At 65.6% G+C, this 17750-nt stretch carries 19 protein-coding genes; 9 read left to right on the forward strand and 10 right to left on the reverse strand.

Annotated features, from left to right (window positions below; all coding sequences use genetic code 11):
- Positions 1 to 2 precede the first annotated feature (2 nt).
- Entirely contained in the window at positions 3 to 1325 is a 1323-nt protein-coding gene (gene deoA / locus GPJ75_RS24360; RefSeq protein WP_163272278.1) for a thymidine phosphorylase, read from the forward strand.
- Positions 1326 to 1328: 3 nt separating this feature from the next.
- Here deoA and GPJ75_RS24365 read toward each other — a convergent pair whose 3' ends face one another.
- The 4 genes from GPJ75_RS24365 to GPJ75_RS24380 form a co-directional block, all read right to left on the reverse strand.
- A complete protein-coding gene (locus tag GPJ75_RS24365; RefSeq protein WP_343036382.1) occupies positions 1329 to 1886 on the reverse strand; it encodes a TIGR02281 family clan AA aspartic protease in 558 nt (185 codons plus the stop codon).
- 94 nt (positions 1887 to 1980) lie between these two features.
- The gene (gene upp, locus GPJ75_RS24370; RefSeq protein WP_163272280.1) at positions 1981 to 2610 is read right to left on the reverse strand and encodes a uracil phosphoribosyltransferase; all 630 of its coding nucleotides are present in this window, start codon (positions 2608 to 2610) and stop codon (positions 1981 to 1983) included.
- Positions 2611 to 2916: 306 nt separating this feature from the next.
- Complete coding sequence (locus GPJ75_RS24375) at positions 2917 to 3816, reverse strand: CHAD domain-containing protein (RefSeq protein ID WP_163272282.1); 900 nt, start codon at positions 3814 to 3816, stop codon at positions 2917 to 2919.
- The gene (locus tag GPJ75_RS24380) at positions 3813 to 4283 is read right to left on the reverse strand and encodes a CYTH domain-containing protein (RefSeq protein WP_163272284.1); all 471 of its coding nucleotides are present in this window, start codon (positions 4281 to 4283) and stop codon (positions 3813 to 3815) included. Before GPJ75_RS24380 ends, GPJ75_RS24375 begins: the two co-directional genes overlap by 4 nt.
- Positions 4284 to 4382: 99 nt before the next feature.
- On the opposite strand from GPJ75_RS24380, the gene GPJ75_RS24385 reads away from it, so the two are divergent.
- The 6 genes from GPJ75_RS24385 (at position 4383) to mbfA (ending at position 9493) form a co-directional block, all read left to right on the forward strand.
- A complete protein-coding gene (locus GPJ75_RS24385; protein WP_163272286.1) occupies positions 4383 to 5081 on the forward strand; it encodes a CerR family C-terminal domain-containing protein in 699 nt (232 codons plus the stop codon).
- Positions 5078 to 6025, forward strand: a complete 948-nt coding sequence (locus tag GPJ75_RS24390; protein WP_163272288.1) for an HlyD family secretion protein — start codon at positions 5078 to 5080, stop codon at positions 6023 to 6025. Before GPJ75_RS24385 ends, GPJ75_RS24390 begins: the two co-directional genes overlap by 4 nt.
- Before the next feature lie 124 nt (positions 6026 to 6149).
- The gene (locus GPJ75_RS24395; RefSeq protein WP_163272290.1) at positions 6150 to 7070 is read left to right on the forward strand and encodes an ABC transporter ATP-binding protein; all 921 of its coding nucleotides are present in this window, start codon (positions 6150 to 6152) and stop codon (positions 7068 to 7070) included.
- Positions 7067 to 8200, forward strand: coding sequence for an ABC transporter permease (locus tag GPJ75_RS24400; RefSeq protein ID WP_163272292.1), 1134 nt, complete (start codon positions 7067 to 7069; stop codon positions 8198 to 8200). The genes GPJ75_RS24395 and GPJ75_RS24400 overlap by 4 nt, the downstream gene beginning before the upstream one ends.
- Positions 8200 to 8421 (forward strand): DUF2283 domain-containing protein, encoded by a 222-nt coding sequence (locus GPJ75_RS24405; RefSeq protein ID WP_163272294.1) that lies wholly within the window; start codon positions 8200 to 8202, stop codon positions 8419 to 8421. The genes GPJ75_RS24400 and GPJ75_RS24405 overlap by 1 nt, the downstream gene beginning before the upstream one ends.
- 88 nt (positions 8422 to 8509) lie before the next feature.
- Positions 8510 to 9493: an iron exporter MbfA gene (gene mbfA, locus GPJ75_RS24410; RefSeq protein ID WP_163272296.1), complete on the forward strand. Its 984-nt coding sequence runs from the start codon at positions 8510 to 8512 to the stop codon at positions 9491 to 9493.
- Positions 9494 to 9688: 195 nt separating this feature from the next.
- Here mbfA and gyrB read toward each other — a convergent pair whose 3' ends face one another.
- Complete coding sequence (gyrB, locus tag GPJ75_RS24415) at positions 9689 to 12136, reverse strand: DNA topoisomerase (ATP-hydrolyzing) subunit B (RefSeq protein ID WP_163272298.1); 2448 nt, start codon at positions 12134 to 12136, stop codon at positions 9689 to 9691.
- Positions 12137 to 12353: 217 nt separating this feature from the next.
- Between gyrB and GPJ75_RS24420 the strand changes: the two genes are divergently transcribed.
- Positions 12354 to 13325, forward strand: coding sequence for a complex I NDUFA9 subunit family protein (locus GPJ75_RS24420; protein WP_163272300.1), 972 nt, complete (start codon positions 12354 to 12356; stop codon positions 13323 to 13325).
- A gap of 9 nt (positions 13326 to 13334) precedes the next feature.
- Entirely contained in the window at positions 13335 to 14111 is a 777-nt protein-coding gene (locus GPJ75_RS24425) for a sulfite exporter TauE/SafE family protein (RefSeq protein ID WP_163272302.1), read from the forward strand.
- Positions 14112 to 14127: 16 nt separating this feature from the next.
- Here GPJ75_RS24425 and GPJ75_RS24430 read toward each other — a convergent pair whose 3' ends face one another.
- The 5 genes from GPJ75_RS24430 to GPJ75_RS24450 form a co-directional block, all read right to left on the reverse strand.
- Positions 14128 to 15342: a beta-ketoacyl-[acyl-carrier-protein] synthase family protein gene (locus GPJ75_RS24430; RefSeq protein WP_163272304.1), complete on the reverse strand. Its 1215-nt coding sequence runs from the start codon at positions 15340 to 15342 to the stop codon at positions 14128 to 14130.
- 2 nt (positions 15343 to 15344) lie between these two features.
- Positions 15345 to 15620: an acyl carrier protein gene (locus GPJ75_RS24435; protein ID WP_163272306.1), complete on the reverse strand. Its 276-nt coding sequence runs from the start codon at positions 15618 to 15620 to the stop codon at positions 15345 to 15347.
- A gap of 117 nt (positions 15621 to 15737) precedes the next feature.
- Positions 15738 to 16238 carry a hypothetical protein gene (locus GPJ75_RS24440; RefSeq protein WP_246249251.1) on the reverse strand — a complete coding sequence of 167 codons (501 nt, stop codon included), beginning with the start codon at positions 16236 to 16238 and terminating at the stop codon, positions 15738 to 15740.
- A gap of 107 nt (positions 16239 to 16345) precedes the next feature.
- Entirely contained in the window at positions 16346 to 16957 is a 612-nt protein-coding gene (locus GPJ75_RS24445) for a nucleoside triphosphate hydrolase (protein WP_163272308.1), read from the reverse strand.
- A gap of 13 nt (positions 16958 to 16970) precedes the next feature.
- Positions 16971 to 17660: a D-lyxose/D-mannose family sugar isomerase gene (locus GPJ75_RS24450; RefSeq protein WP_163272310.1), complete on the reverse strand. Its 690-nt coding sequence runs from the start codon at positions 17658 to 17660 to the stop codon at positions 16971 to 16973.
- Positions 17661 to 17750: the final 90 nt, after the last annotated feature.

A 17750-nucleotide genomic window follows, 5' to 3' on the forward strand; every position in this document is an offset into this window, starting at 1 on the left:
CCATGCCGCTGCCGCAGGAGATCATCCGCAAGAAGCGCGACGGTGCGGTGCTCTCGGCGGCGGAGATCGGCGATTTCGCGGCAGGCCTTGCCAAAGGGAGCTGGAGCGAAGGGCAGATCGCCGCGCTCGGCATGGCGATCTTCCTCAAGGGCATGAGCCGCGAGGAGACCGTCGCGCTGACGCTTTCCATGCGCGCCACGGGCGAAGTGCTCGACTGGTCCTCGCTCTCCGGCCCCATCACGGACAAGCACTCCACCGGCGGCGTCGGCGATAACGTCTCCCTCATGCTCGCACCCATCGTCGCCGCCTGCGGCGCCTATGTGCCGATGATCTCCGGCCGCGGCCTTGGGCACACGGGCGGAACGCTCGATAAGATGGATGCCATTCCCGGCTATAGGAGCCAGCCGGACCGGGCGCTGTTCGCCAAGGCCGTGCGCGAGGCCGGCAGCGCCATCATCGGCCAGACGGGGGATCTGGCACCGGCCGACCGCCGCTTCTATGCCGTGCGCGACGTCACCGGCACGGTGGAGTCCATCCCGCTGATCACCGCTTCCATCCTGTCGAAGAAGCTGGCGGCAGGGCTGCAGTCGCTGGTGCTCGACGTGAAATCCGGCAACGGCGCCTTCATGGCGAGCGGCCGCGAGGCGCGCAGGCTCGCCGAAAGCCTGGTGCAGGTCGCCGAGGGTGCCGGGCTCTCCGCCAGCGCGCTGATCACCGACATGAATGAGCCGCTGGCCTCGTGCGCCGGCAATGCCATCGAGGTCCTGAACGCGGTGGATTTCCTCACCGGCAAGAGGCGCGACCGGCGCCTCGAAGAGGTCACCCTGGCGCTTTCCGCCGAAATGCTGCTTTCGGCCGGCATCGCCACCTCCACGCGCGAAGCCTACGACCGCACGCGCATGGCACTCGACAGCGGCAGCGCGGCGGAGCGGTTCGGCCGGATGGTGCGGGTGCTGGGTGGCCCCGCCGATTTCGTCGAGAACGTCCGCAAACACCTGCCGGAGGCGCCGGAGCAGATGGTGGTGAAGGCGGACCGCGAAGGTTTCGTCGGCCGCATCGATACGCGCGGCCTCGGCATCGCCGTGGTCGAGCTCGGCGGCGGCCGGCGCACGCCGGAAGACGCGATCGACCACGCGGTGGGCCTCGATGGCATCGCGCCGGCAGGCAGCGCCGTGCGGCGCGGCGAGGCGCTGGCGACCATCCATGCCCGCACGAAAGCCGATGCGGGGCAGGCGGCCAAGGCCGTATCGAACGCCTTCGAGATCGTCGAGGAGCGGCCGCGCCGCCGTCCGGCGATCCTGCGGAAGGTGACCGCGGACGGGTAAACTCTACTGCTCCAGGAGCAGTGCGCCGTTCTCCATCTCGAAGCGGGAGAGCCGGTTAAGGAAGCTCATGCCCACCAGCGTGCCGCTCAAGGCTTCGTCCTTAAGTACCACTGCCTGCACATCCTCGACGAAAATGCGGCCGATCTGCAGGTTCCCGATGGCCGCGGCCGCCGCGGCGGTCGTGCCGTTCGCGGTGTCGACCCGGTGGCGGAAATCGGACTGCGAAAGCTTCAGGCCGATGCGCCGGGCGGTCGATTCATTGATGGCGACGAAGGTCGCCCCCGTGTCCACCACCGCATGGATCGTGCGGCCGTTGAGCTTGAACTCAGCCGCGTAGTGGCCGCGGCCATCGGAAGGGATACGCACCTTCCTGCCCGAAAGCGGCTCGGCACGTTTGACGGGAGCGGCGGTACGCCGCACTGCCTCCCGTGGCGTCTCTTCCTCCAGCACCCGGCGCAGCATCCCGCCGAAAGCCTGCGGGTTCTGCTGATAGATGGCCGGGATCGCGGCGAAAATTCCCGCGACGGCCCCCAGTAGGATGAAATTACGCAGCATCGGCATTGTCCGTTTCCGGAAATGCACGCTGGCAGTACGGCCTCACCGCCGGCTTAACGCCGGCAGGGAGATGGCGGTGTGGTTAGCGGAAGGTAAAGGGCTATTTTGTTCCATACATGCGGTCGCCGGCATCCCCAAGGCCCGGCACGATGTAGCCCTTCTCGTTCAGCCGCTCGTCGATGGAAGCGGTGAAAACCGGCACATCCGGATGCGCGGTACGGAAGTGCTCGATGCCCTCGGGGGCGGCGAGAAGGCAGAGGAAGCGCAGGTTGGTGGCCCCGCGGGCCTTGAGCTTGTCGACCGCCGCCACGGCGGAGTTGGCCGTCGCCAGCATCGGGTCGACAACGATGACCAGGCGGTTTTCCAGGTCGCTCGGCGCCTTGAAGAAATATTCCACGGCCTCCAGCGTCTCGTGGTCGCGGTAAAGCCCGACATGGGCGACGCGGGCAGCCGGCACCAGGTCCAGCATGCCGTCGAGCAGGCCGTTGCCCGCGCGCAGCACCGAGGCGAAGACCAGCTTCTTGCCCTCCAGCGTCGGCGCTTCCATGGTCGTCAGCGGCGTTTCTATGGTGCGCGTGGTCAGTTCCAGGTCGCGCGTCACCTCGTAGCACAGAAGCAGCGAAATCTCGCGTAGGAGCCGACGGAAGCTGGCGGTCGACGTCTTCTGGTCACGCATGATTGTCAGCTTGTGCTGGACAAGCGGGTGGTCGACGACGGTCACGCCCTGCATATCACTACTCCACGAGTTCTTGATCCGCCGGCAATACTAGCGCCGGCGCGGCAAACGGCATACCGCGGCGCGGCGCCGGCCACAATTTTTCGCCGTGCCGGAACGCTAGCATGTATGGGCATACAGTTGCAGGAAATGTCTCCGCCCCTTCACGCCTCCTTCAACGGAGGGCAGAGGGGCAACAACCCTTAGCTTTGACCGTTTTGTCTATTGGACCGATCAGCCATGGATTTCTCGGATCAAGCCCGAGGATCCATGGCTGATCGTCGACGCACCACCAGCGGTCAAACATAAAGGCCGCTGGTGCTAAGCAGCCTTGCGCATCTCGCGCTCGATCTTCGATCGCAGCTTCTTGCCTTCTCCCTCCAGGAGGGCCGCGGCTTGGCTGAGGCATGCCTTGCGCAGCGTCTTTTCCCGGGCGGCGAGAAGCTTGCGGAAGGTGCGGACGGCCTCGGGTGCCGCGATCTCCGCCTCCTCCTGGTCGAGCATGTGGTACATGGCGCAGATGTCGTTCAGTTCGCCCAGCTTCTCGGCCAGCCGGTCGGCGCGGCGACGGTGCGCCGGCGTTCGGCCGGGCCACATATGGCCGAGCAGGTTCAAATGCATCCAGTGATATTTCAGTGCCTTGCGCAGCTCGTGAAAATCCTCGGCCCCGCCGCCCTTCCTCGCCATCTTCAGCGCCCTGCGCGCCTTGGCCACCATGGCGCGGGCGCCGCGGGCCAGAAGCCGGGCGCCTTCCTGCCTTGTGCGGGGAAGGGCGAGCGCCTCCAGCGCCGCCTGCGCTTCGGCAAGGGAGGCGAGCGCGGCCGGCACGGCTTCCCGCTCCGCATGTTCGCGCACGATGCGGTCGCGGCGGTTCTCCAAATAGGTCCGGATGACCGCCAGATCGGCGGTGGCCCTGGCGCCGGGGCCGGTGGTAAAGCGATCCAGCGTTTCGACCAGCGCATCGGCGTCGCGCGCCGCCGACAGGCTGCGCGCCATATCGCGGAATCGCCGGTTCTCGCGCGTGTGGAAGTCTTCATCGCCCTCGCGCACCAGCTTGATAAGCCCGCGCAGCCTTTTCAGCCGCTTGCGCGCGCCGTGCAGGGAGCGCTGGCGCCCTTCCGGTGCCTCCCGCAGCAGTGCGGCGATGGTGGCTATTTCGTCGCCGGCAATTCGCCGGACCTCCGCATCGACGGGGAGAGCCGGATCGAAGCAATAACTCATTCGGTACACTCCGGCAGACCGTTCACGGCGAGCGAGGCGTTATAGTATGCCGGCTCGCCGGTTATTTCCAGACCGAGCCAGGGCGGCAAATCGTCGTCCGCCACCGTGTCCGCCGTCTCGAGTTCGGCGATGACGAGCCCGGAAAGCGAGCCGGCAAACACATCCACCTCGTAGAGGTAGTCACGGTAGCGGACGAGATGTCGCGCTTTCTCGATAATTCTGCCGCAGGCGAAGGCTTCCATCTGCCGGACATCGGTGAGGGGAATGGGATATTCATACTCATCCCGCACCCGTGCATGGGCGCCCAACTTGAGTGCCAGCGTGGCACGCCCCTTCTTGAGGCGCACGCGCAGGGAGCGGTCCGGCCCGACAAAGAGATAGAACTGGCGGATGGCAAGAACCTCCGCGGCCTCATCGCGCCAAGCCTCGCTCGCGACCAGGAATTTGCGCTCGGTTTCCTTGGCCATCTGTCCTCCTGAGCGCATAGAAGCGCGCCGCGCCCGGCGACGCAAGGGCCGGTCCGATACACGGTTGACATTAATCAATCGATTGATTAAAAACACCTCATGACCAGACAAGAACTCGACATCAAGGAAAGGGCGGCCCGCCTCACCAGCGCCGAACGCACGCGCGAAGCGCTGATCCGCGCGGGGCTGCGGCTTTTCGGCGAAAAGGGCTTCGAGGCCGCCTCGACGCGTGAGCTCGCCGCCGCGGCAGGCGCCAACATCGGCTCCATCGCCTATCATTTCGGCGGCAAGGAAGGCCTGCACGGGGCTTGTGCGGACTATATCGTCGGCATGATCTCCAGTGTTGCCGAGGATACGCTGGGCGACGTGGCCGCGCCGCTATCCTATCCGGCCTCGCCAAGGCAGGCGCGGGCCATGCTGAGCCAGGCACTGCAGGCCATGGTGGGCTTTATTGTCCAACGGCCGGAGGCAGGCGAGATCGTGCAGTTCATCCTGCGCGAGCTGACGCATCCAACGACCGCTCTCGACACGATCTATGCCGGCATCTTCGAGCCCCTGCACAAGCGGCTGTGCGGCCTCTGGGAGGCCGCCACCGGAGAGCCTGCCGAAAGCGAGCGCACCAGGATCACCGTCTTCACGCTGATCGGGCAGGTGGTCTATTTCCGCATCGGTCGCGAAGCCGTGAAACGCCGCATGGGCTGGAGCGACATCGGCGAGCGCGAGGCCGCCGCGGTGGTGAGCGTGGCCATCGACAATCTTTCCGCCATTCTGGACGCACGGGGGCGCAGAAAATCATGAGCATGCTTTGCGCAATACCTTTTGCCGCCGCGCTCATTTCCGCGTGCGCCGCGCCGGGGCCGCTGGCCGTGGGCTATGTGGAGGGCGAATACGTGCTTCTGGCGCCGACCGAGGTGGGCCAGGTGCGCTCCATTGCCACGCGCCGAGGCGCGCGGGTGGAGGGGGGCGAGACCGTGGCGCGGATGGAGCAGACAGACGCCAAGATCGCCGTCGCCCAGGCCGAGGCCGCGCTGGCCGAGGCGGAGGCGCAGCTGGCCAATCTGAAGCAGGGAAAACGGCCCGAGGAGATCGCCGTTCTGGAAGCGACGCTTGCCTCCGCCAATGCACAGGTTGCAGAGGCCGAACGCGTGTTGACCCGCACGGAAGACCTCTTCAGGCGTGGTATCGCCACGCAGGCCGAGCTCGACAAGGCACGCACCGAGGCCGAGCTTGCGCAGGCACGCGTCGGCGAGGCGGAGGCGAACCTGGCGGTCGCCCGCCTGCCCGCCCGCGCGCAGGAGATCGACGCCGCCGAAAAGCGCTGGGAGCAGGCGAAGGCCTCGCTGAATGAGGCGCACTGGCGACTGTCCGAACGTGAGATCAAGGCGCCGGCCGCCGGCCGCGTCGACGACATCGTGCGCAACCCCGGCGACGTGGCCGGCCCCTCCGCCCCCGTCATCTCCATGCTGCCGGACGGCGCGGTGAAGCTGAAGCTCTACGTGCCGGAGCCTTCCTTCTCCACCGTCGAGGTAGGCTCGCTGCTCGCCGTCAGTTGTGACGGTTGCCCGGAAGGCCTCAGGGCACGCATCTCCTACGTCTCGCCGGACCCGGAGTTCACACCGCCGGTGATCTATTCGCTGGAGACGCGGCAGAAGCTCGTCTTCCTCGTCGAGGCCAAGCCGGAAGGAGACGGGGCGGAGCGGCTGCAGCCGGGGCAGATCGTGGACGTGGCGATAAGTGAGTAGTGAGTAGTGAGTAGTGAGTAGAAAATAGTGAAGCGCCCCGGAACTGTTGCCCCCCAACCACTACTCACTACTCACTACTCACTATCCAACTATTCACTTCTTACCACTCACTGGAGTTCCGACGATGCAGCACGCCATCGACGTCCATGACCTCGTCAAGAGCTTCGGCGACAAGACCGTCGTCGATCACGTGTCCATGACGGTGGATACGGGCGAGATCGTCGGCTTTCTCGGCCCCAACGGTTCCGGCAAGACGACCACCATCCGCCTGATGTGCGGGCTTCTGACGGCGGATGAGGGCCACGGCCAGGTGCTCGGTTACGATCTCAGGACCGAGCCTTTGAAGATCAAGCGCGAGGTCGGGTATATGACCCAGCGCTTCTCCTTCTACGAAGACCTGACGATCGCCGAGAACCTCGCCTTCGTTGCCAGGCTCTACAATATGAAGCCGGCTAATGAGCATGTGAATCAAACACTTGAGGACCTAGGCCTGACGACGCGGCGCAATCAGCTTGCCGGCACGCTGTCGGGCGGCTGGAAGCAGCGCCTGGCGCTGGCGGCCTGCATCATGCACAAGCCGAGGCTCCTGCTGCTCGACGAGCCGACGGCGGGCGTCGACCCCAAGGCCCGGCGCGACTTCTGGGATGAGATACACCGCCTGGCGGCCGACGGGCTGACGGTGCTCGTTTCCACCCATTACATGGACGAGGCCGAGCGCTGCCACCGCATTTCATACATCTCCTACGGCAAGATGCTGGCCAGCGGCACGGTCGCCGAGGTCGTGCGCGACGCCGGGCTGACGACATTCGTGGTCGAAGGGCCGCGCCTCGAACGCATGGCGCGAGAGATCGAAAGGCTGCCGGGCGTGGAGCAGGTGGCGCCTTTCGGCGCGACGCTGCACGTGGTGGGCTCCGATGTCGAGGCGCTGGGCGCGGCGCTGGAGGAGATCGGCAGCCGCCCCGGCGTGACGGTGGCGCGCGGCGAAACCAGCTTGGAGGACGTCTTCATCCAGTTCATGGGCGATGCGACGGACAACATGTCATGAAGCGGTTCTTCTCCCCCGGCCGGCTGGCAGCGCTGCTCTTGAAGGAGTTTATCCAGATGCGGCGCGACCGCATCACCTTCGCCATGATGCTGGGCGTCCCGCTGATGCAGCTTGTCTTGTTCGGCTACGCCATCAACAACGACCCCAAATACCTGCCAGCCGCGCTGGTGACCACCAGCCAGGACCACTACACCCGCGCCATGGTCTCGGCCTTGGAACTCACCGACTACTATCGCTTCAACCACGTGGTGGGGAGCGCGGCAGAGGCGGAAGCGCTGATGGAGAGTGGCGCGGTGGCCTTCATCGTCACCATTCCCGCCGATTTCTCGCGAAAGGTAGATCGCGGGGAGCAGGCGCAGATACTCATCGAAGCCGACGCCACGGACCCGTCGGTCGCCAGCGGCGCGATCTCGACGCTCGGCACCGTGGCAAGCCAGGCACTGACGCGCGAGCGCGGCATCACGCCCGCCGAGGCGGAAGCCGGCGGCGGGCTCGATGTGGTTGTCCACCGCCGCTACAACCCCGAGGGCCTCTCGCAGTACAATATCGTGCCGGGCCTGCTTGGGGTCATCCTGCAGATGACCATGGTCATGATGACCTCCATCGCGCTGACCCGCGAGCAGGAGCGCGGCACCATGGAAAACCTGCTCGCCATGCCGGCGAGCCCGCTGGAGATCATGCTGGGCAAGATCCTGCCCTATTTCGCGGTCGGCGCCGTGCAGGTGGCGGTGGTGCTCACCACGGCCGGCCTTCTGTTCGGCATCCCCTTCGTCGGCGGCATGTCGCTGCTCTTGTTCGCCGTGTTCATCTTCGTCATGGCGCTGGTGCTTCTCGGCTACACCATCTCCACCATCGCCAGGACGCAGATGCAGGCCATGCAGCTCACCTTCTTCTTCTTCCTGCCGTCGCTCCTGCTTTCCGGCTTCATGTTCCCCTTTCGCGGCATGCCGCAATGGGCGCAGTGGCTCGGCGAGACCTTTCCGCTCACCCATTTCCTGCGCGTCATCCGCGCCGTAATGCTCAAGGGTGCCGACCTGCCGGCCGTGGCCTTCGAGACCGGCATCCTGGCGCTCTTCATCCTCATCTACGCTGCAATCGCGCTGATGCGCTTCAGGAGGACACTGGATTGATGCGGCTCAAGATAGAATATGACGCGGACACCGACGCTGCCTATGTCCACTTCACGGCCGCACCCGTCGTCGCAAGCGCGGAAATCTCGCAAGGGATCGTGCTCGACTACGACGAAGCCGGTCATATCGCCGGCATGGAGGTGCTGGGCGCAAGCGCCCACCTGCCGCCAACGCTCCTGAGGCGTCGGCATCTGCGCTCCGTTCGTGTCTTGCATCCTTAATGGGGGCATCCTTGATGGAGCATCCTTGACGGGCCGCCGCTTCGGTCTTAGTTTAGAATAATTCTAAACTAACTGGATTCCCCGCCTCATGTTCAACCGCCTCTTCGGCTTCAACCGCCGCGCCTTTTCCTCACTCTTGGAGCAGGAGGTGCTGGCACTGGCGATCTCGTCCGAGGAGGACGACGCGCGCATCTATCGCGCCTATGCCGACGGGCTTGCCGACGATTATCCCCATTCCGCGGCGATGTTCGAGGATATGGCGGAAGAGGAAGACCGGCACCGCGCTTCCCTGATCGAATTGCACCGCCAGCGCTTTGGCGAGCGCATCCCCTTGATCCGCCGCGAGCACGTGCGCGGCTACTATCAGCGCCGGCCGGACTGGCTGGTGCGGCCGCTGGGCCTTGAGAATGTACGCGCCCAGGCCGCGCTCATGGAGGAGGAGGCGCAGCGCTTCTACATCGAGGCCGCCAAGCGCACGGAGGACGCCGCCACCCGCAAGCTCCTGGGGGACCTCGCAGCCGCCGAAGAGAAGCACGAATCGCTGGCCGAGCACCTTTCGGAAAAACATCTCGGCGCCGAGGCGCGGGATGAGGAGGCGCGCACCGAGCGGCGCCAGTTCATCCTCACCTACGTACAGCCGGGGTTGGCCGGGCTGATGGACGGCTCCGTCTCCACGCTCGCCCCCATCTTCGCCGCCGCGTTTGCCACCGGCGACACGTGGCAGACCTTCCTCGTTGGGCTAGCCGCCTCCATTGGCGCCGGCATTTCCATGGGCTTCACCGAAGTCGCCTCGGACGACGGCGTGATCTCCGGGCGCGGCTCGCCCGTCAAGCGCGGCCTCACAACCGGCATCATGACGACGCTGGGCGGCCTCGGCCACGCGCTCCCCTACCTCATCCCGGATTTCTGGACCGCGACGACCATCGCCATCATCGTCGTCTTCTTCGAGCTGTGGGCGATCGCCTTCATCCAGAACCGCTACATGGAAACACCCTGGAGCCGCGCCACCTTTCAGGTGGTGCTCGGCGGCGCGCTGGTGTTCGCGGCCGGCATGCTGATCGGCAATGCGTAATTCCCTCCCCCTTGAGGGGCAGGCGGGCTATCGCATGTGAGTTATTTTGCTCGCCGGACCCCCACCCTCAATCCCTCCCCTCAAGGGGGAGGGAGGCAGGCCGAGCAAGGCGTCGTCCCCCTCCCCCTTGAGGGGAGGGGTTAGGGGTGGGGGTTCCGGCGAAGCCGAACAAAGACTCAAGAGGAGGGAGCGCGCCTACACGTCCAGATTGGCCACCGACAGCGCATTCTCCTGGATGAACTCGCGGCGCGGCTCCACCTCGTCGCCCATGAGGCGCGAGAAGAGGGAGTCGGCGTCCGTCGCATCGGTCACCTTGACCTGCAGGAGCGAGCGGGCGTTGGGGTCGAGCGTGGTCTCCCAGAGCTGCTCGGAGTTCATCTCGCCCAGCCCCTTGTAGCGCTGCATGGTCAGCCCCTTGCGGCCGGTGGCGAAGATGGCCTCGAGCAGCGCCATCGGCCCGGAGATGACCTCGGACTTGTCGCTGCGCCTTAGGACGGGCGGTTTTCCGTACACCTCCTGCAAACGCCCCGTATAGCGATCGATGGCGCGCGCATCGGCCGAGCCGACGAGGGCGGCGTCGAGGATGATGACGTCACGCACGCCGCGCACGGTGCGCTCGAAGAGATAACCGCCGGCACCCTCGTTGGACGGGTTGAGCCGGCCCTGCCAGCCGCGCTCGGTCTCTTCCGAGATGATGTCGAGGCGGCGCGCCACGTAAGCAGCCGCCTCTGTTGCGCGGGCCGGATCGGCAAGCACCGCGGCGTTCAGCGCGCCGGCGATGGCCGCCTGCTCGACCACGGCGCGGTCGTAGCGGGTATGCAGGCCGTTGATGAGCCCGCGCACGGCGCGCGCATCCTCCACCACCTGCTTCAGGTCGTCGCCCGCGCGCACCTCGCCGTTGACAAGTTCGAGCGAAGCTTCCTGCAGGCCGGTGTCGACCAGGAACTCCTCGAAGGCCGCCTCGTCCTTGACGTACTGCACCGATTTGCCGCGCGTGATCTTATAAAGCGGCGGCTGGGCGATATAGAGATGCCCGCGCTCGATCAATTCCGGCATCTGCCGGAAGAAGAAGGTGAGGAGAAGCGTGCGGATATGGGCGCCGTCGACGTCGGCGTCCGTCATGATGATGATCTTGTGGTAGCGCAGCTTCTCCGGGTTGAACTCGTCCTTGCCGATGCCCGTGCCGAGCGCGGTGATCAGCGTGCCGATCATGTCCGACGACAGCATGCGGTCGAAGCGCGCGCGCTCCACGTTTAGGATCTTGCCCCTGAGTGGCAGGATCGCCTGGTTCTTGCGCGAGCGTCCGCTCTTGGCGGAGCCGCCGGCCGAATCACCCTCGACAATGAAGATTTCGGACTTCGCCGGATCGCGCTCCTGGCAGTCGGCCAGCTTGCCGGGCAGCGAGGTGATGTCGAGAACACCCTTTCGGCGTGTCAATTCCCGCGCCTTGCGCGCCGCCTCGCGCGCGGCGGCTGCCTCCACCACCTTGCCGACCAGCACCTTGGCTTCCGACGGATGCTCCTCAAGCCAGGTGCCGAGCGCCTCGTTGACGAGGCTTTCCACCACGGGGCGCACCTCGGATGAGACCAGCTTGTCCTTGGTCTGCGAGGAAAATTTCGGATCCGGAACCTTTACGGAGAGAACCGCCGTCAGCCCCTCGCGGCAGTCGTCGCCGGTCAGCGAGACCTTTTCCTTCTTCGTCAAGCCGGACACCTCGGCGTAGCTGGTGACCTGCCGCGTCAGCGCGCCGCGGAAGCCGGCCATGTGCGTGCCGCCGTCGCGCTGAGGGATGTTGTTGGTGAAGGCCAGCACGTTCTCGTGGTAGGAATCGTTCCACCACATGGCCACCTCGACGGTGATGCCGTCGCGCTCGCCGGCAATCGCGATGGGATCGGCAATCAGCGGCTTCTTGGCCCGGTCGAGATATTTGACGAACTCCTCGATGCCACCCTCGTAGAGGAACACCTGTTCCTTCACGTCGGCATGGCGGCGGTCGGTCAGAAGGATGCGCACGCCGGAGTTCAGGAAGGCCAGCTCGCGCAGGCGGTGCTCCAGCGTGCCGTAGTCGAACTCCACCATGGTGAAGGTCTCGGTCGAGGGCAGGAAGCTCACTTCCGTGCCCGTCTCCTTGCCAGCATCGCCGGTGACGGCCAGCGGTGCATCGGCCACGCCGTGGGTGAAGCTCATCTCGTGGGTCTTGCCCTGGCGGCGGATTTTTAATTTCAGCCAGCTCGACAACGCATTGACGACGGAGACGCCGACGCCGTGCAGGCCGCCGGAAACCTTGTAGGAGTTCTGGTCGAATTTACCGCCCGCGTGCAGCTGCGTCATGATGACCTCGGCCGCCGAGACACCCTCGCCGGTATGCATATCGGTCGGAATGCCGCGGCCGTTGTCGGTCACCGTGCAGGAGCCGTCGGGGTTGAGCGCCACCGTCACCAGCGTCGCATGGCCTGCCAACGCCTCGTCGATGGCGTTGTCCACCACCTCGTAGACCATGTGGTGCAGGCCGGAGCCGTCGTCCGTATCGCCGATATACATGCCGGGGCGCTTGCGGACGGCATCCAAACCTTTGAGAACCTTGATGGATTCGGCGCCGTATTCGGCCGGTTCGCCGGGGATTGTTTCGGGCGTGTCGCTCATCAAATGCTTTCGTTAAGGGAGCGCCATCGAAGGCGCTTGGAGATGCCGCGAATCAACGGCTGTTATCGCCTAAGATATAGGCGTTTCAATGGATTTTTCCAAGTTTTGCCGGCCGACGAGGCTGGGGATGAAAAGCTGCGCTCGCGGGCCTTTGCCTTTGGCGGAAAAGGCGATTATGAAGCGCGGTAACAAGGATATAGCAAGAGACCGAGGCACCATGGCCACCATCAGCCAGAGACCTAAGCTCGTCACCGTGTTCGGCGGCTCCGGATTTGTCGGCCGCCACGTGGTGCAGGCGCTGACGCGGCGCGGCTACAGGGTGCGGGTCGCCTGCCGCAATCCGCACGCGGCGGTGCACGTGCAGCCGCTCGGCAATATGGGCCAGGTGCACACGATACAGGCCAACCTGCGCTACCGCTGGTCGGTCGACCGCGCCGTGGACGGTGCGGATCACGTCATCAATCTCGTCGGCATCCTCTACGAATCCGGCCGCCAGCGCTTCGACGCGGTGCAGAACTTCGGCGCCCGCGCGGTGGCGGAGGCTGCGCGTGCCGCCGGTGCCGGCCTCACCCAGGCCTCGGCCATCGGTGCCGACCTCAACTCGCCGGCAGCCTATGGCCGCACCAAGGCCGAGGGCGAGCAGGCGGTGCTGGAGACCGTGAAGAATGCCAATATCATCCGCCCCTCCATCATCTTCGGGCCGGAAGACTCCTTCTTCAACCGGTTCGCCAACATGGCGCGCTTCTCGCCTTTCCTGCCGCTCATCGGCGGCGGGCATACGAAATTCCAGCTCGTCTATGTGGGCGATGTGGCGGAAGCCTATGCGCGGGCCGTCGACGGGGCGCTCGAGCCGGGCGCTACCTATGAGCTGGGCGGGCCGCAGGTGCTGACGTTCCGCGAGTGCATGGAAGAGATGCTGGAGGTCATCAACCGCAAGCGGCTTCTCGTCTCCATCCCGTGGCCGATCGCCCGCCTGCAGGGCCGCATCCTCGGCATGCTGCCGAAGCCGCTGATCACGCTCGATCAGGTGCGCATGCTCGAAATGGACAACGTGGTCTCGGAAGAGGCCAGAGAGCGCGGGCATACGCTGGAAGGTCTCGGCATCGCCCGGCATTCCATCCAGGCCATCCTGCCCACCTATCTGTGGACCTACCGGCCGGCCGGTCAGTTCACCCTGCCGCAGGCCTGAGGCGGGGGATTGGACACGCTGGCCAGCCTCCTGCCGGAGGGTCTCGGCGCCGCGGCGGGGCTCGTTCTCGTCATTGCCAGCTTCTTCACCTCGGCGCTGACCGCCGTCTTCGGGATCGGCGGCGGGGTTGCGATGCTGGCGCTGCTCGGCCTCTTCATCCCCGTCGCAGCCCTCATCCCCGTGCATGGACTGGTCCAGCTCGGCTCGAACACCGGGCGGGCTTGGCACCAGCGGGCACATATCGTGCGCGGCATTGCGGCACCCTTTATCGCGGGAAGCGTGGTGGGTGCCGTCGTCGGCACCTTTTTCGTCGTTCAGCTTCCCGATGCCGTGCTGAAGCTTGCGCTCGGCCTCTTCGTGATAACCGTCACCTGGGCGAAGATACCGGGCGCGGCCAGGATCGGCCGCGCGGGGCTTGTGGCGGGCAGTGCGCTGCTGGCGCTCCTGAGCATGTTCTTCGGCGCCACGGGGCCGCTGTTTGCCGCCGCCTTCTCGCAGATCATCACCGACGACCGCAAGGCGCTGATCGCCACCCAGGCGGCCGGTATGACGATCCAGCACGCTCTCAAAGTGGTGGCCTTCTCGGTCGCCGGCTTCGCCTTCGCGCAGTGGCTGCCCTTCATCGTCGTGATGATCGCCTCGGGCTACCTCGGCACCCTTTACGGCACCCGGCTCCTGGAGAAGTTCCCCGAGGAAAGCTTCCGCCGCTGGTTCCGCATCGGCCTCACCTTGCTGGCGCTGGACCTCGTGCGGCGGGGAATAACGGGGCTTATCCCACCCCTTTGATGGGATTCCCGGGCGCTCAGCCGAATTCGCGCACGGCGACGACGGCGTTGGTGCCGCCGAAGGCGAAGCCATTGCTGATGGCGGCGCGCACGGGGCGCCGTCGCGGCTCGTTGGGGGTCACGTCGAGATCGCATTCGGGATCCGGCGCGCTGTAGTTGGCGGTCGGCGGCACGAGGCCCTCGCGCACGGCGTTGACGCAGGCGATCAGCTCGATCGCGCCGGACGCGCCGAGGCAGTGGCCATGCATGGATTTGGTCGAGGAGACGGAGAGCTTTTGCGCGTGGGCGCCGAAGACGCGCTTGATCGCTTCGGTTTCCAGCCGGTCATTGGCCTTCGTTCCGGTGCCGTGAGCGTTGATGTAATCGACCTCTTCCGCTGCCAGCTCTGCCTCGGCAAGGCACGCCTGCATCGCCCGCATCGGCCCTTCGACGGTCGGCGCGACGATATCGGAAGCGTCGGCCGACATGCCGACGCCGGCGAGTTCGGCGAGGATCGGCGCACCCCGCGCCCGCGCGTGGTCAAGCGTCTCCAGAACGACGATGCCGGCGCCTTCGCCAAGCACCAGCCCCTTCCGGCCGTCCGCGAAGGGCCGGCAGGTGTCCGGCGCCAATACGCGCAGGGCCTCCCACCCTTTCATGACGCCATAGACCAGCGGCGCATCCGCACCGCCGGCCAGCATGACGTCGGCGCGGCCGAGGCGAAGCTGGTCCACCGCCGCGGCGATGGCATGATTGGAGGACGCACAGGCAGAGGTGACGCCGAAGACGGGCCCGGTAAGCCCATGCACCATCGACACCTGGCCGGCCGCTGCGCCCGGCATGACGCGCGGCACGGTGAAGATGTCGGTGCGGCTTTTACCCTCCAGCAGGATGGCGCGGTAGCTCGCCTCGATGGAATGCCAGCCGCACACGCCGACACCGACGACAGCGCCGACGCGATGAGCGTTCCCGCCATCGACCGTCAGCGTCGACTGCGCAAGAGCTTCTTTCGCGGCGATAACCGCCAGCAGGCTGAAGCGGTCCATGGTCACTAGGCGCTTGTGCTCGATGCCGTGCTCCGGCAGCGCCTTGATCTCGGCGCCGATCTTGATCTTCACCTCGTACAGGTCGGCCTTCTCTATCGGGCCTATCGCCGCACGCCCCTTGCGCATCGATTGCCATATGGCGCCGGCATCCGTGCCCAGCGAGCAGATGCCGCCGAGCCCGGTTATGACGATGCGCGGCATTGGCATGATCAGGATTTGGTAGCCACCAGCGCCCGCACGGCCGCCACGATATCGCTTACCGTGCTGAGGTTCTCCCAGGCATCGGCCGTGTTCATGTCGACCTCGATGCCGAACTCCTCCTCCAGATCGAAGATGATCTCCGTCAACTCCAGCGAATGGATGCCGAGGTCATTGAGCGGGGTGGCAAGGGTGATGCCGGAGGTATCGCCCTCGGCATGAGCCTTGATCTTGGCGAGAATGCTCTCGCCCAAGGCGTCCCGTTGCTGCTGGTCCGACACGTCCATTGGGTCTCCCCTCCAAGGGTTTAGACGTCACCCGCCCCTCTCACGCGAATCGGTGAGGGGATTCAGTCTTCGCCCTTCTGCCGAATAAGACCCCAATCCAGGCGGAGCGACAAGCCCCTATCGCTCGGGTCCATTAACGAAGATGGTTACGACGTCATTGTCGCCGAATTCCACCGCGACAATGTCGCGTAGCATGATCGAGCGTGAATCGACAGCGTGGTAGAACATCGCGCTGCCTTCGATCGATTCCTGCAGCGCCACTATATCTTCCCTGCGCTCGTCGATCGCCTCGCCAATCGGCCCGTTCGCCGTATCCTCGGGCAGGAACACGATCTCGAGCGTGTTAAGGTTGAAGGCCTTGCGCACGCTCTCGGCGCTCGCAAGCGTGTTGTCGATCGCCGCCACGACGCGTTCGGCTTGCTCCTCGTTCGCCGCTTCCTCCGTTTTCACGTCGGAACCGACGATGGCGTCGATTGATTCTTCGCTCTCGAGGCCCTGGGCAAGCAGCGGCGGATTGGCGAGCGGCGCGATCAGGAACATCAGCGCCACCAGGAACGGCAGTGCCCTTTCCAAGGGTGTCGCAGAGGCCGCGGGACCGGCTATTTCCATAACATGCATCAATTCGCTCCTTGCTGTTCAACGGCTAGCGCTCAAACCCGCAACGCTTCGCATATGGGCTGCGTTCCACCACATGCAAAGGGCAGGCCTTGATCCCATTCCACCGATCACAAGACCATGTCAGCCTTGCGGCGCCGGCTCATCACCCGGTCGGCATTCGGCAGGTCGTTCGTCTCCACCCAGCGACGGGCGGCCTCGGCGGCGCGGCCATGGCCATGCCAGCGGGCGAGGAGACGGCGTTCGAGCTCGGCGCGCGGCACGTCCAGATAGACCGTAAAATCGAACAGCCCCGTCAGTTCCGCCCATGGCCGCTCGTCGAGCAGCAGATAGTTCCCCTCCACCAGGATTATGCGCGTATCCGCCTCGACAACCGCCGCGGCAGCGCGCGAAAGCTCCATGTTACGGTCGAAGAGCGGAATGGCAACCTCCGGCTCGCACGCCCGGATGCGCTTCAGGAGCGCGTGAAGGCCGGCGAAATCGAACGTTTCCGGCGCCCCCTTGCGGCTGGCAAGGCCGCGCGCCTTCAAAACCGCGTTGTCATAGTGAAAGCCGTCCATCGGCACCACGGCCGCCGTCGCACCACGCTTGTGAAGCGCCTCGGCGACGGTGGCGGCCAGGGTGGACTTGCCCGATCCCGGCGGCCCAGCGATGGCGACCATGAGGCGCGGCGTGGCTTCCGCGCGCGCCAGGATAGCGTCTATGAGGCTGGCGTTGTCCATGCCGCCGGGCCGCTCAGGCGCCTAGCCACTTCGGATAGTCGGAGACGAGCAGGCGGTATGGCTCCTCGTCCTCCTCGATCTCGGAAAAGCGATCGATGGGCTCGGCGAAGATGTTGTCGGTGAGGTCGTCGTTGACCGTCGAGACCTCGCCGATGAGGACATCCGAGCCCTCGCCCCAGAACTCGTGCCACACGCCTGGCAGCAGCGTCACGCTCTCGCCGGGGGAAAGACGCAGGATCCCGCCGGCATCGAAGTGGCGGACGATACCGTCCGTGGGGACTGAAACAGGTGCTTTCCTGTCGATCGTGCCGTCCGCTTCGGATGCGTAGAGCTGGATGCACAGCGTGCCGCCGCCGCGATTGATGATGTCCTCGGCCTTCACCACGTGGCGGTGCATGGGCGAGATCTGGTCGCGCCGGGAGATCATGATCTTTTCCGCGTAAAGCATGCCGCGCCCCTCCTTAAGGGCCGCCGCGTCGCCGTTGCGCACGGTGAAGAGGAAAAGGCCCTTGTTGGTAAAATCGCCGACGCCGTAGTCGGTGATATCCCAGCCGAGCCTGGCGTCGACGATGCCGCCGATCTCGGCGCGGCGCGCCTTCATGTCGTCCGGCGTCCAGTCGGCGAAGGGCGGCAGGGCGTAGCCGAAAGAGCGAATGAAGCCGGCGCCCTCGCGCAGGATGTCGTTGACCCTGGACCGTTTCATCGCAAACTCCTCCTCGCGCGGATATCGACTGTCGATGCGCGTGGTACAGGAAGCGGGCGCTGCCGCCAAGCCCACGCGCATGGAGCACCC

Source organism: Chelativorans alearensis, from assembly GCF_010993735.1.
Taxonomy (GTDB): domain Bacteria; phylum Pseudomonadota; class Alphaproteobacteria; order Rhizobiales; family Rhizobiaceae; genus Chelativorans; species Chelativorans alearense.

Bases quoted from the DNA above. Each gene is read 5' to 3' on its own strand.
- deoA (WP_163272278.1), top strand. From the start codon at position 3: ATGCCGCTGCCGCAGGAGATCATCCGCAAGAAGCGCGACGGTGCGGTG.
- GPJ75_RS24365 (WP_343036382.1), bottom strand. From the start codon at position 1,886: ATGCCGATGCTGCGTAATTTCATCCTACTGGGGGCCGTCGCGGGAATT.
- upp (WP_163272280.1), bottom strand. From the start codon at position 2,610: ATGCAGGGCGTGACCGTCGTCGACCACCCGCTTGTCCAGCACAAGCTG.
- GPJ75_RS24375 (WP_163272282.1), bottom strand. From the start codon at position 3,816: ATGAGTTATTGCTTCGATCCGGCTCTCCCCGTCGATGCGGAGGTCCGG.
- GPJ75_RS24380 (WP_163272284.1), bottom strand. From the start codon at position 4,283: ATGGCCAAGGAAACCGAGCGCAAATTCCTGGTCGCGAGCGAGGCTTGG.
- GPJ75_RS24385 (WP_163272286.1), top strand. From the start codon at position 4,383: ATGACCAGACAAGAACTCGACATCAAGGAAAGGGCGGCCCGCCTCACC.
- GPJ75_RS24390 (WP_163272288.1), top strand. From the start codon at position 5,078: ATGAGCATGCTTTGCGCAATACCTTTTGCCGCCGCGCTCATTTCCGCG.
- GPJ75_RS24395 (WP_163272290.1), top strand. From the start codon at position 6,150: ATGCAGCACGCCATCGACGTCCATGACCTCGTCAAGAGCTTCGGCGAC.
- GPJ75_RS24400 (WP_163272292.1), top strand. From the start codon at position 7,067: ATGAAGCGGTTCTTCTCCCCCGGCCGGCTGGCAGCGCTGCTCTTGAAG.
- GPJ75_RS24405 (WP_163272294.1), top strand. From the start codon at position 8,200: ATGCGGCTCAAGATAGAATATGACGCGGACACCGACGCTGCCTATGTC.
- mbfA (WP_163272296.1), top strand. From the start codon at position 8,510: ATGTTCAACCGCCTCTTCGGCTTCAACCGCCGCGCCTTTTCCTCACTC.
- gyrB (WP_163272298.1), bottom strand. From the start codon at position 12,136: ATGAGCGACACGCCCGAAACAATCCCCGGCGAACCGGCCGAATACGGC.
- GPJ75_RS24420 (WP_163272300.1), top strand. From the start codon at position 12,354: ATGGCCACCATCAGCCAGAGACCTAAGCTCGTCACCGTGTTCGGCGGC.
- GPJ75_RS24430 (WP_163272304.1), bottom strand. From the start codon at position 15,342: ATGCCAATGCCGCGCATCGTCATAACCGGGCTCGGCGGCATCTGCTCG.
- GPJ75_RS24435 (WP_163272306.1), bottom strand. From the start codon at position 15,620: ATGGACGTGTCGGACCAGCAGCAACGGGACGCCTTGGGCGAGAGCATT.
- GPJ75_RS24440 (WP_246249251.1), bottom strand. From the start codon at position 16,238: ATGCATGTTATGGAAATAGCCGGTCCCGCGGCCTCTGCGACACCCTTG.
- GPJ75_RS24445 (WP_163272308.1), bottom strand. From the start codon at position 16,957: ATGGACAACGCCAGCCTCATAGACGCTATCCTGGCGCGCGCGGAAGCC.
- GPJ75_RS24450 (WP_163272310.1), bottom strand. From the start codon at position 17,660: ATGAAACGGTCCAGGGTCAACGACATCCTGCGCGAGGGCGCCGGCTTC.